The organism is Parageobacillus sp. VR-IP (assembly GCF_013357975.1).
Lineage (GTDB): Bacteria > Bacillota > Bacilli > Bacillales > Anoxybacillaceae > Saccharococcus > Saccharococcus caldoxylosilyticus.
Map to the genome: position 1 here is coordinate 996,859 of NZ_JABVYQ010000001.1, position 12,377 is coordinate 1,009,235.

19 protein-coding genes are annotated in these 12,377 nt (G+C 40.4%); 13 read left to right on the forward strand and 6 right to left on the reverse strand.

Annotated features, from left to right (window positions below):
- Positions 1-5 precede the first annotated feature (5 nt).
- Positions 6-452 (forward strand): RusA family crossover junction endodeoxyribonuclease, encoded by a 447-nt coding sequence (locus HT574_RS05125; RefSeq protein WP_175243688.1) that lies wholly within the window; start codon positions 6-8, stop codon positions 450-452.
- Positions 453-800, forward strand: a complete 348-nt coding sequence (locus tag HT574_RS05130) for a hypothetical protein (RefSeq protein WP_175243689.1) — start codon at positions 453-455, stop codon at positions 798-800.
- Between the two features lie 17 nt (positions 801-817).
- On the opposite strand, the gene HT574_RS05135 is transcribed toward HT574_RS05130, so the two are convergent.
- On the reverse strand, positions 818-1,153 hold the full coding sequence (locus tag HT574_RS05135; RefSeq protein WP_175243690.1) for a L,D-transpeptidase: 336 nt from the start codon (positions 1,151-1,153) through the stop codon (positions 818-820).
- A 527-nt stretch (positions 1,154-1,680) separates the two neighbouring features.
- On the opposite strand from HT574_RS05135, the gene HT574_RS20195 reads away from it, so the two are divergent.
- Both HT574_RS20195 and HT574_RS05140 read left to right on the forward strand, forming a co-directional pair.
- Positions 1,681-1,803 carry a hypothetical protein gene (locus HT574_RS20195; protein WP_256410203.1) on the forward strand — a complete coding sequence of 41 codons (123 nt, stop codon included), beginning with the start codon at positions 1,681-1,683 and terminating at the stop codon, positions 1,801-1,803.
- A gap of 18 nt (positions 1,804-1,821) precedes the next feature.
- Positions 1,822-2,070, forward strand: coding sequence for an ASCH/PUA domain-containing protein (locus HT574_RS05140; protein WP_254698569.1), 249 nt, complete (start codon positions 1,822-1,824; stop codon positions 2,068-2,070).
- Positions 2,071-2,171: 101 nt separating this feature from the next.
- Here HT574_RS05140 and HT574_RS05145 read toward each other — a convergent pair whose 3' ends face one another.
- Positions 2,172-2,282: a YjcZ family sporulation protein gene (locus tag HT574_RS05145; protein ID WP_081157681.1), complete on the reverse strand. Its 111-nt coding sequence runs from the start codon at positions 2,280-2,282 to the stop codon at positions 2,172-2,174.
- 228 nt (positions 2,283-2,510) lie between these two features.
- On the opposite strand from HT574_RS05145, the gene HT574_RS05150 reads away from it, so the two are divergent.
- The 4 genes from HT574_RS05150 to HT574_RS05165 all read left to right on the forward strand — a co-directional run bounded on the left by HT574_RS05150 (position 2,511) and on the right by HT574_RS05165 (position 4,688).
- Positions 2,511-2,675, forward strand: coding sequence for a hypothetical protein (locus HT574_RS05150; protein WP_175243691.1), 165 nt, complete (start codon positions 2,511-2,513; stop codon positions 2,673-2,675).
- 191 nt (positions 2,676-2,866) lie between these two features.
- Positions 2,867-3,373, forward strand: coding sequence for an ArpU family phage packaging/lysis transcriptional regulator (locus tag HT574_RS05155; RefSeq protein WP_309138272.1), 507 nt, complete (start codon positions 2,867-2,869; stop codon positions 3,371-3,373).
- 214 nt (positions 3,374-3,587) lie between these two features.
- Positions 3,588-4,100, forward strand: coding sequence for a DUF3231 family protein (locus HT574_RS05160; protein ID WP_175243808.1), 513 nt, complete (start codon positions 3,588-3,590; stop codon positions 4,098-4,100).
- A 333-nt stretch (positions 4,101-4,433) separates the two neighbouring features.
- Positions 4,434-4,688, forward strand: a complete 255-nt coding sequence (locus HT574_RS05165) for a WGxxGxxG family protein (protein ID WP_175243692.1) — start codon at positions 4,434-4,436, stop codon at positions 4,686-4,688.
- A gap of 275 nt (positions 4,689-4,963) precedes the next feature.
- Here the strand turns inward: HT574_RS05165 and HT574_RS05170 are convergent, their stop codons facing one another.
- From HT574_RS05170 to yjcZ, 4 genes are all read right to left on the reverse strand, one after another.
- A complete protein-coding gene (locus tag HT574_RS05170; RefSeq protein ID WP_175243693.1) occupies positions 4,964-5,797 on the reverse strand; it encodes a cytochrome c oxidase assembly protein in 834 nt (277 codons plus the stop codon).
- Positions 5,784-6,305 (reverse strand): DUF2243 domain-containing protein, encoded by a 522-nt coding sequence (locus HT574_RS05175; RefSeq protein WP_175243694.1) that lies wholly within the window; start codon positions 6,303-6,305, stop codon positions 5,784-5,786. Before HT574_RS05175 ends, HT574_RS05170 begins: the two co-directional genes overlap by 14 nt.
- Positions 6,306-7,175: 870 nt before the next feature.
- Complete coding sequence (locus HT574_RS05180; protein ID WP_175243809.1) at positions 7,176-7,259, reverse strand: YjcZ family sporulation protein; 84 nt, start codon at positions 7,257-7,259, stop codon at positions 7,176-7,178.
- Between the two features lie 56 nt (positions 7,260-7,315).
- Positions 7,316-7,450: a sporulation protein YjcZ gene (yjcZ, locus tag HT574_RS05185; RefSeq protein WP_175243695.1), complete on the reverse strand. Its 135-nt coding sequence runs from the start codon at positions 7,448-7,450 to the stop codon at positions 7,316-7,318.
- Positions 7,451-7,730: 280 nt separating this feature from the next.
- Here yjcZ and HT574_RS05190 point away from each other — a divergent pair, with 280 nt between their 5' ends.
- From HT574_RS05190 to HT574_RS05210, 5 genes are read left to right on the forward strand one after another with little or no spacing between them, the layout of a single operon-like run.
- On the forward strand, positions 7,731-9,398 hold the full coding sequence (locus HT574_RS05190) for a phage tail spike protein (protein ID WP_175243696.1): 1,668 nt from the start codon (positions 7,731-7,733) through the stop codon (positions 9,396-9,398).
- A 23-nt stretch (positions 9,399-9,421) separates the two neighbouring features.
- Positions 9,422-10,345, forward strand: a complete 924-nt coding sequence (locus HT574_RS05195; protein ID WP_175243697.1) for a hypothetical protein — start codon at positions 9,422-9,424, stop codon at positions 10,343-10,345.
- A gap of 12 nt (positions 10,346-10,357) precedes the next feature.
- Positions 10,358-11,041, forward strand: coding sequence for a hypothetical protein (locus tag HT574_RS05200; RefSeq protein WP_175243698.1), 684 nt, complete (start codon positions 10,358-10,360; stop codon positions 11,039-11,041).
- Positions 11,028-12,068, forward strand: coding sequence for a tail fiber domain-containing protein (locus HT574_RS05205; RefSeq protein ID WP_175243699.1), 1,041 nt, complete (start codon positions 11,028-11,030; stop codon positions 12,066-12,068). The genes HT574_RS05200 and HT574_RS05205 overlap by 14 nt, the downstream gene beginning before the upstream one ends.
- Before the next feature lie 42 nt (positions 12,069-12,110).
- On the forward strand, positions 12,111-12,377 hold the full coding sequence (locus tag HT574_RS05210) for a hypothetical protein (protein WP_175243700.1): 267 nt from the start codon (positions 12,111-12,113) through the stop codon (positions 12,375-12,377).

The window sequence follows — 12,377 nt, forward strand, 5'->3', positions numbered from 1 at the left end:
ACACAATGATTAGCTTCACTGTCTATGGCGAGCCTGTCGCACAGGGCCGACCTCGAGCAACCATGATTGACGGTCATATCCGAATGTATGACCCGAAAAAATCGAGAAATTTCAAGGAATACGTGAAATTAGTAGCTTCTGAACATCGTCCTGAAAAATTACTCGAGGGACCTATATCTCTTGTTGTTAAGGTGTACAAGCCTACCTTGAAAAGTTTCAGCAAAAAGAAAAAGGCAGCAGCCGAAGCTGGTCAGCTGCGTCCGACAAGTAAACCGGATGTAGATAACTATGCAAAATCCATAAAGGATGCGCTCAAAAACGTCATTTGGAAGGATGACAGCCAGGTGGTAGACTTACATATTTCCAAATGGTACAGCGAGACACCGAGGGTAGAAATCACCATTGTTCCACTAGAGGAGCAGCAACAAACTGCTCCCGAAAGGAGGGAATAAATGAACCAGCTGACGATTTTCGATTTTGTTGAGGATGAGAAGGTCGATGATAAAACATTGAGAAGGATACAGAGCGTTTTTCCCGGCTGGGAAGTGCTTGGATATATGAAAGACTGGGAATGGGGAACAAGCGACGATTACGCAGCGATCATTCGGTGTGACGACGTATACAAGTGGGTCCGTGTAGAGTTGTATCACGATGGCCGTTCCCGCGCTGGATATACAGAGCGTACGGATTTTGAGCAGTATTGGTTCGATCTGTACGAGAAAAAGGGAAAACACTGGGTATGGCGATCGCTTGAGGATAGGGAGCGAGTGTTTGAGATTGCAAGGCAAAACATGAGATGAGCAGGATGACAGCCTTGTCATTTATGAATAAAAACCCTAGTACCAATTGGAACTCTAGATGATAATTCTAGAACATCATGATTAAACATTCTAATACACCCATGTGAGACATTCTTACCGATTGAAGCTGGGTTATTTGTTCCGTGTATACCGTAATGAGGTTTTGACAATCCCATCCAAAGCACTCCATATGGTCCGCCGGGATTACGTTGTTTATTGATAATCGTGTATGTCCCGGAAGGTGTTGGTGTCAATATTTTTCCAACTGCAATTGGGTAAGCTTTTATAAGCTTGTTTCCATCAAAAAGTTTTAATTGATGTTGTGATGTAGATACGTCAATCCATTTCACCATGAAGAACAACTCCATTTTTTTGAATATTGTATGAAGTAACCCAGGCATTTGTTAATTAATAGGAATTGATTGAACAGTTAAAAAGAAAAGAAAGCAAAACTGCTTAATGAACAGTTCGAAGAAACTGTAAAAGAAGGTGAAAAACTTGCTACAAGGCATTTGCGTTGACACAGGCATAACAATGGTCCTTGAAAAAGGGAAAAAGTATTTTCTCTTCTCAAATAGTCCCGATCATTATTACGTTTCAAAGCTTCCAAAGGCAAGTGCCCATCAAGGCTGTTTTCATAAATCGCTGTTTCAGATCGTTCAGGAAGATGAATGGCCGCCCGAGCCGCCAGTGGACTCTATTCCTGCATTGGAAAATCTATGCAGCCAAGCTCGTTTGGAGGAAACGAGGATATGCTTTTATTCAGTTAGGGACGTGTTATTTGAAGCTATTGAAAACACACGCGTATGTTTATCGCGATAAACAATTAAAAAAGTGCGTTGGTTGCTTCCCATTGCACTGGTTCACGGAGTTTCGAGAAGTGGATGCAAATGAAAATGAAACAAATGAGGTTGTTTTTGAAACGGAAGTGCTTGAATGTGAAACAGAAGAGGAAATGCCTGAAAACTATGAGCAGATGTGTATTTTCGATTTTATTGAGTGAGGAGGAGAACAAAGTTTTATGCGAATACCTATGAAGCATCTATTAAAGATATGGCCAGAGTATTTCGAAGCGGTGCGATCAGGAAAAAAGACATTTGAAATTCGGAAAAACGATCGTGGTTTTCAGGTGAATGATTTGCTCTTACTTCAAGAATATAATCCGAAAACGCAAGAATATACAGGGCGGGAGCTACTTGTTGAAGTTACCTATATTACCGATTTTGGTCAGCCAAAAAATCAAGTTGTGATAAGTATAGTTAAGGTTTAGGAAACAAAATAAGCATTGTGTTGCCCTAGTTATTCAATAAGTAAAGAAAAAAGGACGGATCTATATGACCCGCCCTATAAAACTTTTAAACGGATTCTAGATTAGTAACCACCAAAACCACCAAAGAAACAACTACATCCAACAATAATTAAAAGGATAAACAGCACAACAATTAAAGCAAAGTTTGATCTAAAGCCAAAGCCATCTGACATTTTGTAAACCTCCTGATTTAAAAGGATACTACATCCTATGTAAAACATAGTGAGCCTGTATAAGACAAACAGCCCAGGTAATGAAAAAATGATGAATCAGTTTAGCATTTCGCTGACATGGGCGGTGACATGGTGTGAATCAGGGGCAGAAGAAGCTGAAGAACACATTTAGGAAACAAAATGATAGTTCTGTTTATTACACCTCATACTAACCATGAGGTGATAACAATGGCATACAGCTGGGAAGATAAATGCACGTTTATTGAACTAAAACTAATGGCTACAAACATTCTTTGCAAAATCATGAGCGATGATGTTTATTCGAAAGACGTGCTAATTGAGGACTTGAAAAAGCTCATTCGAAGATTGGATGCGGAGGAACCAAGGTTATAGGCTTAAAAAGGAACAAGGTCATTCTACAGGAATACGAGTCTTCGAGCGGGCAGATAGACCTTGTTCCACTAAGATTTATTTCCACTATTAAAACGTTTAATACAAATAAAAAAGTCAGGACTTCTCCCGGCCAAAAAGAATGAAGGTAAAACGTCGTTCCTCGACCATATTATACCACGGGAGGGGTCCGAGTGGGCAAACGGTTTTATCAACTGTCTTTTTTGCGTGACACGGACGGAGAAAAAACAAAAGAAGCAGTAGAGGCAGCACTTGAAAAATATCGCATGTATATGTTGACGGTTCCGGACGAATTCCTGACACGAGTGACGCAAACGTACTCTCTCGTGCCGCCAAGCAACACGAATACTTTTCATTCATCTACAGAAAGCGCGGCGATTAAGAAGGTAGACTTTGAACGTGAAAGAGATGAGTACATGGAGAAAATACGCCGTGCGGTCAATAAGCTCAATGCAATCGAAAGGGAACTAATCATTAAACGATATATGTCTTTAGAGGAACCACGTGATTGTGATATCTACAATGAAATGGGGATTAGCGAATCGACATTTTATCGTATCCGTGAAAAAGCGTTTTACAAATTAGCTTTTGCTTTGCGTATTGAAGTGTATAAAGAGGTGAAAAGTGAGGTGACTTCACATGAATTTTGTGCAGCCGATTCGTGGTGCAGAAAAGGTTGATCTACCCTATCATGCATTACACAAACTTCTTGACGGTACCATCCCTCAGCAGTTTTCGTACAAAATTACACTGTTTTTCCAATAACATAATAAGTTTTTTTGAAAGCTTCTCTTTTCTTTGCATTTCTTTGCATAATTTATTTCAATCAATCCACATTATCTAAAGAAAAGGTGATATATGAATTTTGTTAGGAGGGTTATTATGGGATTTATTATGGAAATTTTAAGCGGTAATCCAAAAGAAGAGCCAATGCACTATGGAGAAGTATTTGGTGTATGGTCGTATTTACTGACGGCTAAAGGATTAGTAACTGGATATCAAACATTACTCAACCATACAGGTGATGAGGATTTAAAAAATTTTATTGAGGATAGTATCGAAAATGTTCTAAAACCGGAAATACAAGAAACCGAAAACTTGTTAAAAGAAAATGGAATAGCACTTCCGCCATCACCGCCAGAACGGCCAAAAGCATGTTTGGAAGATATTCCTGCCGGTGCGAGATTTACTGACCCGGAAATTGCTGCAATGCTTAGTAAAGATATTGCAGCTGGTCTAGTGGCATGCAGCACAATGATGGGGCAGTGCATCAGGGAAGATATTGCTTTAATGTATGGTAAATTTTACATAAAAAAGGCGCAATATGGCGCTAGATTGCTTAGAATGAATAAAGAAAAAGGTTGGCTAGTTCTACCACCGCTCAATGTGAAAAGTTCGGATTGTTAATCTAAAAGCTTGAGATGCCGCAAGCTTTTACTTTTTTATGATTGGCCTTGTTATATTTTTCAATGTTGATTTTTAAACCACGGAAAAAAGACCGACATAAACCGGTCTTTTTGTATGTCTTATTGAACTTTGATAATAACTACTTTCCCCTTCTTTTGTAGAACGATCTATGCCTTGTGTAAAGATGGATTTCTCCTTTTCTTACGTCTGTAATCAAACGTTAATTCTTTTTTGGATAATTTACCTATAAATGGATGACATTATATCTAAAGAATAATTGTTCCTTTAATTGGACATATTAAAGCCAACAGCTATTAAAAGGAGGTGAAAACCGTGTTAAAAAAGATTCTCCATTCACTTTGTGCTCTATCAGTTACATTAATGCTTTGTGGGATAGCTGTTTACGCTCAAAATAACAACATTGACATCGATAACAATACAAACAAAATAACTCACATGGCTCAAAATGCGGACGTTACTAATAACGATGATGACGATACAGATTGGGATTGGATTGGTTTAATTGGTTTAGCAGGACTGTTAGGGTTAAGAAGAAGAAATGACAGAGAGATTAGAACCGATAATTAATAAATTGATCTTTTTCAATCTTTTTAAAGCTAATATACTGAAAAAAGACAAACTCACCTGGTTGAGTTTGTCATCAAATTAAAAAGCCCAATTTTTCCGTCATAGCAATGAAAAATTGGGCTTTCGTTACTCCACAATTGTGCCTTATAGTAGAAGGTTGATATACCACTATTATGCCTAGTCAGTAATTCTTTGAATGTAATAGGAAAGGTACACTACGGTCTTTGATTTTCTTTCCTTAACCCGTATCAGATAATCAGAAAAATCAACATCGATTAATTTGATATTTTCGAGTACTTATCCATGGCCAACGATGCTCGAGGTTGGGTGGCTCTAAACCATTGAAAGCAAAATATGAAGATAAGAACAACGTCAATAGCGTCACCACCGTAGTACATTAGCATTCCTCCAATTTCTGCCTGTACTGTGGGCACGCTATTAGGTGGTTGAGCATAGATGTACTTGGATAAGATGCCGTGACCAGCTAAAGCAATCACCAACACAATTGCACGATAGACGAAGCTAGACTTATGTGGTGTAGGGTCAATATAAATCATAGACGCTGTGAAGAGGTAGCCTGCAAAGAATACATGTATGTGTACCAACACATAAAGAAGAATAGTTTGTTGCATCGCCGCGTACAAGTCGGTCGTATAGAGTATCCATAGGCCTCCAACATTAAGGAAGGATGCGACAATTGGATCACTAAGAATACGAACTGGCCAACTCTTCAGCACACGTGAAAGACGTCGTGCTAGAGTCACATTGAGTGTTCGTAGGACAAGAGTCATAGGCGCAGCTAGCACCATAAGGAGTGGAGCAAGCATTCCAAGGAGCAAATGACCGATCATGTGCGCTGTGAAATCCATATGGGCACGATTCGCTAGGGGGCCGACAACTGTGGCAGCTGCACAGAGAACTCCGAAAGCCCAGAAGGCAGTACGGTATAGCGGCCATTGTTTGTGGCGGCGACTGGATACGAACGCAGCAAGGATATACATAACCAATACCAGCACAAATGGTAGTGCCAAGAGTAGCTGGTATACTATCCCATCTGCGTGATAAATGTGAGTTCCATCGTTGTGGTGAATGTGATTATTGATGTTCATATGAAACAGTCTCTCCCTGTTGTTGTAATCTGCGTCGTGTGCGAACAATGAGGATAGTACCGGCCACGATCAGGGCAATGGCAATGAAATTCCATGTCAAGTCATAGGGGAGAATATTCACATTGTAGCGAATTTGGTGCAACCGCATTAGCTTGTGCTGGATTGTACCGTCGTATAACTGGAATATTCCGGCCCCGAGTAACACCCCTCCCCACCACCTAGTGAGCCACAATGCGTTTCGGCGGCGGAGATCGGCGAACATAAACAAGGACCCGATTGTTGCAAACCAACTAAAAGCGTGAAACAGACCATCTGAGACCAGTCCAATATCGGTCGTGGACTTGTCATAAAAATGATGCCAATGCAGTAGTTGATGAAAAACAGTTTCATCGATAAAGGCGACTAGACCAAGACCGAACAGGAAGCCCGACCATAGATTACGAGCCGAGTATGCAGAGCGAGTTGCATAATTTGAATGATTTTTTAAATTCACGTTTTCAGCAGTCATACGATCCTCCTTCATGCATATAAGCTCCATTCCACACTTGCATCTTCACATTGTTTCTTCCCCCATCTTCTCCAAAATAAACAATTTATAATCAAGATCAGCAGGGAAATTTTGCCTATATAAATAAACAGAACAAAAATTCAACATAATGTAAATTATGTAGAAAACATAGTAACAGGAAAACGGCAGAAAAATGAAGGAAAAATGACAGAAAGATGACAGATTATTTTGTTTCGGACATGCTATGATGATATCGTGAGATATATTGAAGCAGGGCGTCACTCCGATTTGGGTGGCGTTTTTATTTTGCTCTGTTAAAGAATGCTGTCGATTTTCTTGTTCAACTAACAGGTGTATTTAAGGGATTAAATGGGTATAAAGCATTTAAAATCGAGCCGCTTCCGAGAGAAAAATCCTTATTAAGCTAAAGGAGTGCAAGAGTTTAAGATGGGGACTGCTACGGCAATCCTTTTCGTTTCGTGCAATAAACCATTTGACAAAAATTAAATGTGGATTTTTTTATTTCACAGCAGATGATCTTTCTCTATAAAAAAAGAAGGCCCGTAGGCCCATGGAAACACTGTTTAAATCATTTGTTTAATTAGAATCTGCGTCTTCTTCTAAAGTCGTCTTCAAAAGGGAAAAACGGGAAAAACCGTCTTCTTCTAAAGGGAAAAAACCGTCTTCTTCTAAAGTCGTCACGAAAAAAGAATTCTCTTTGGTCGAATCCAAAAAATGGCATTTAATTCATCGTCCTTTCATTATCAGAGACAGATTAACCCAACCTGCCCTTTTCCTTTTCAATAAACGAAACCACCTATTCCGATTAATGAGGAGATTAAGAGAGATTAAATGTCACCTTGTGGGGAATTAATAACCGCCAAGACCCATACAAGAACATCCTACAATGATAAGCAAGATGAATAAGACAACAATCAAGGCAAAACCCGTCATATATAACACCCCCCATTTATGGTAAGCAGTCTGTTTTTGATAAGAACGTTAGGATATTAGGCGCTCCAAATAGAAGTTCCGACAATAATTAATAAAATGAACAATACAACAATCAACACAAAATTGAAGCCACCGCCGTAACCGCCGTAGCCATAACCGCCGTAGCTACCATATCCACATCCCCAACACATATCTTTTCACCTCCTATTGGAATATTCGGAGGAAAAGCACTCCTGCTATGTAATATATTCCTTAAGACAAGGAAGGATTAGACAAGTATCATCGTGTTATGACAAAATCAGCGATTTGCTTAAACAATTTCTAAAAATAAAAAAGCGTCTGCAATACATGCAAACGCCTCGTGGAGGTGACTTATCTAGGATGCTTTCAGTGGTAATTTTATCCGGAGCAGTCATTTAACGTGACTTGTCGATACCGTGAACGGTTCAAATAGAGAAAGGAGCGGTTTGATTGATTCATATTACAGATAGAAAAACCGACCGCATTTTGGACGTAATTGACGAGGATGCGTTTTGGGGCGATAAACATACAAAGTCGTTAAAGGATACACTGGAAACGTTCGACTTTACGACGTTCGCGAATAAGCGCTTTTCCGAATACTTGGCCGAGCGCAACCGCGTCATCATACCCGACGAAGACGGCGAATATATCGAATTCATCATCGAGAATACGCGGAAATTTCATGGCGCTGACGGCTTATTCATCGAAGTTTATACAAGTGCTTCATATACTGAACTTGCAAAAGCAAAAGTAATCGAGCCGCAAACAACGCCGGCATGGACAGCGAAACAACATGCTGATATGGCGTTAGAAGATACCGAATGGGAAGTCGGAACGGTTGATTTTGCAGGCTCCCGCACGCTCACTATCGAATCATACACCAATCCATATTCGTATTTGAAGCAGATTGCTAGCGAGTTCAATTTAGAACTTTATTTCCGCGTCGAAACGGACGGCAACAAAGTCACGCGGCGTCATGTTGATTTAATCGAACACGTAGGCGGCTGGAACGGACGCGAAGTCGAATTCGGCAAGGATTTGATCGGTATCGAGAGGAAAGAAGATTTTTCGAGCATCGTCACGGCGCTTGTTGGGATTGGCCCAGAACGTGAAGACGGTACACGTTTACAGGTGTTCGTCGAAGATAAAGACGCATTAGCGCGATGGGGACGCAACGGAAAACATATTGTAGATATATACGAACCGGATTCAAGCGACAGCGAGATGACGCTTGAACAATTGCGCTCACTAACAGAAGCGGAGCTTGCAAAACGTATCGATTCGTCCATCGAATATACAGGTGACGTCGCCGACCTTGAAAAAATGCCGGGCTTGAAGTATGAAAAATTCCGTTTCGGCGACACTATCCGAATTAAGGACACAGCTTTCACACCGCCGTTATATCTTGAAGCACGTATCCATACAGTCGAACGATCAATCAAGCGGAATGGGCAAAAAACAGTAACGCTTGGAGACTATATCGAGTACACGGAAGAAGATGTTTTTTCTATTTACAAACGTCTGCAGGCGGAGATTGCGAAGAAAGTCTCTTTATCGAAAGTGATGGAAGTCACGTACACCAAGGAAGAAATCGACACGAAAGACACGAACGTCAAAAACGAAGCTGCCCAAGACGCGACTAATAAAGCGAACACGGCCGAATCCAATGCAAAACAATACGCAGACGTTCAAGACGTGACCGTCTATGAAGACGCCACATATTACGCGGATCAAGTCTCAACAAACAAAGCGCAACAAGCCGAACAAAACGCTAAACAATACACCGAAGCATACGCAGAACGAAAAATTAGCAGAGGAACAGATCCGCCACTCAATCCAGTTGAAGGTGATTTTTGGCTGGATGAGAATACAAATCCGCCGATTTGGCGAAAGTGGGACGGTCAAAACTGGGTCAAAATTACGCGTGAAAGTTTTGAGGACTTGAAAGGCGTTTTGAAGTCCCATCAAATCGAAGACGGCGCGATTACAGCTGCAAAAATCGCCCTCGATGCAATACGCAACGAACATATTGCTGACTTTGCGATTACAGATGTCAAAATCGCCGCAGGAGCTATCACCGAAGAAAAGATGAAATGGCAAACTCATTTAATTTTCTAAAACTTTTTGGGGAGGTTTTCCATATGGCGAAAAAACTTGAAAGAAGAATCGAAAAAATAGTTGACAAGGTGTTACAAGATAAATTTGTTTCCATTTTACATGACATTTCCTACAGAATCGGTGTTCTTTTAGAAACGCAAAAAGGAATGAATAGAGTGCATTCGCATGATTTGAATCTTGCCACTCATTTGCTGGATGGATATGTATTTACCAACAACAGCCCGCAAGCAGGCTATGTGGCATGGACAGACGTGAACATTGTATATAAAGGAGTTACTTATACAATCACCAACGGGAACACCAATAAAAAATATATATGGTGGGATTTTGATGCTACAGACAATACAAAATTACAAGCATCGGATACAAAACCTACATTGACCGTTGACGATGTATTAATCGGTATTAACGAAGGCGGAACATTTCATTTAACGATGGCTCCAGGGAAAATGACACCAGGAGGCGCATTATTGGATGGCTCAGTAGGAAGTAATGAACTAGCGGCAGGGGCAGTCACTACGGCTAAACTAGCTGATCTAGCTATTACTTCATCAAAAATAAGCGATTCTGCTATCACAGAAACGAAAATAGCTAGCAGTGCCGTTACATCAGCAAAAATTGCGACAAATGCCATTGGATCTAATCATATTCAAACAGGAGCTGTTGGAAATGCACAATTGGCTGATTTGGCCGTAAGTGCTGGTAAATTAGCAGATGGAGCTGTTAACTCGACGAAACTTGCAGATAATGCAGTTACATCAGTGAAGATTGCCAATGGTGCGGTTGTTGCTGGAAAATTAGGAAGCAATGCCGTTACATCCACTAATATTGCAGCCGGTGCGGTTGGAAGTTCCCAATTGGCTAATGGAGCCGTTATTGGCACTAAAATAGCGGCAGGCGCTATCGCAGAGGATAAGTTAAATCTTGCTACTCACTTTATTTTTTAGTAGGTGATCATCATGATTGTACAAGATAATACACCAAGTCCTGGCTATATCTCCTGGTCTGATGTGAAAATTTCATATAAAGGACAAGTCTATAATATCGCTGATGGAAACACAAATCTTCCGTTTGTCTATTGGAAATACAGTGATCCAAATTACTTTTATGCGTCAAGCTCCTATCCTACATGGTTAACAGATGACGATTTACTTGTATTTCTAAACAAAAACGGTATTCATCTAACGGTTCCAAACACAACAATTATTGATGGCTCTTTAATTGTCCCGGAATCCATTCTAACGAATGCGCTTGCGGCAAACGCTGTTACTGCTGAAAAAATAGCAGCAGGCGCAATAACCGCATCTAAAATTGTCGCCGATGCAGTAGGAGCGCAGGCAATTGCAACAGGTGCTATATTAGCCGAGCATCTTGCTGCAGGCTCGGTTACTGCGAGTGTTATTGCCGCCGATACTATTGAAGCTAAACATATCAAATCGCTAAACGGATTGAATGTGAATAATCAGTTTGTTGTTGATGAGAATGGTAACGTCAGCGTTTCGAATGATAAAGTGGCCCTGGATACGCACGGTGTAACTGTAAAACAAGCGGATTTCCTTGTTGAAGACCCGATTACAAGTGTGAAAACAAGCATCAAAAACAAATCTAGTTCAAGACCATTCATTCGAAATGTTCGATGCTGATGAGAACGATAATCCAGTTGACATCAGCCGTTATCCAGATGATGCTTTTTATAAATGGAAATTATTCGGTAGTCCAAAATTATTGTCGGACAAATATACAGAAACAGCAAATAGTTATCATCCTATCTTTGGAGCAAACACTGCGGTCGTACACCGTGGAGCGAGTTTTGAGCAGTGGATTCCTGTCAAACCGAATACAATCTATACTTTATCAGCTTTTTTTAGAACATCGATAAAATATAATCCATCGGGCGCCGGCCCGCGTTTGCACATTGAATTTTTAGATGCTAACTTGAATTCCCTTGGCGGCGCTTCACAAGACTTCCCAGCGACGCCGGCCAATGACCCTACTGTTGTCCGGCATGCAAAAACATTTACGACTACAAGCGCGACTAGGTATTTGCGTATTTTGCCTCTTTCAACTGTAAATGGTTCATGGATTGAAGCGGACGGCGTACAATTAGTAGAAGGCGACAAACCGGTGACATATGATCCGGAAGACAAGTTATGGCAAATGCGAACCGGTTTCAGGGAAAAGTTTTATTCTGTGTACTCCCCTGTTTTTAACTCCGTCGCAGTAAAGTATTTGGCACTGGACGACAAAACTATATCGCAGGCGAACGGGTTTTTAGCGTTGCGATCTGTAAACGACAGGATTTATTTGCAATCACCAATTGAGATTCGAGCTGTCAAACCATATACAACAGGGGACTATATACCGATTTTGGCGTCGACTTTTAATACTCAATCCAAACGCGATATAAAGAAAAATATTGAACAATTTAACGATAGCGTCATTGAGAAAGTGAAAAACACGCAAATCTATACATTCAATTTTCAGTATGAAGAAGATGGGACAAAAAAACACCTTGGCTTGATGGCCGATGAAGCACCAGAGCCTATCGTCGCTGGTGAAGCGATTGACCTATATGCAATGATTTCATATCTGTGGCGATGTGTTCAAGAGTTGATTGGACGGGTTGAAAAATTAGAAGAAATGGTTACAACATCAGCAACTGAAGCCTGAAAAATAGGGCTTTTTTATTTTGCTTTTAAGGAGGTTTTCATATTGGAGCAAAAAGACTACGAAAGAATTGCAAAATTAGAGACCCAACTAGAATCACTAACTGAAGGGTTGAAAAGAATTGAAAACAAACTTGATGCATATACAGCAAATTTTATTACAAGGGCAGAAGCGGATATAAGATTCAAAAATATCGAAAAGGAACTAAAGGAAGTAAAAGATGATAAGCGGGCAAACAGAGCTTTTTGGGTGAGCGTCAGCGCATTGGCGGTCACTTTTATTTTTTCATTACTCAATTATTTGAAAGGATGA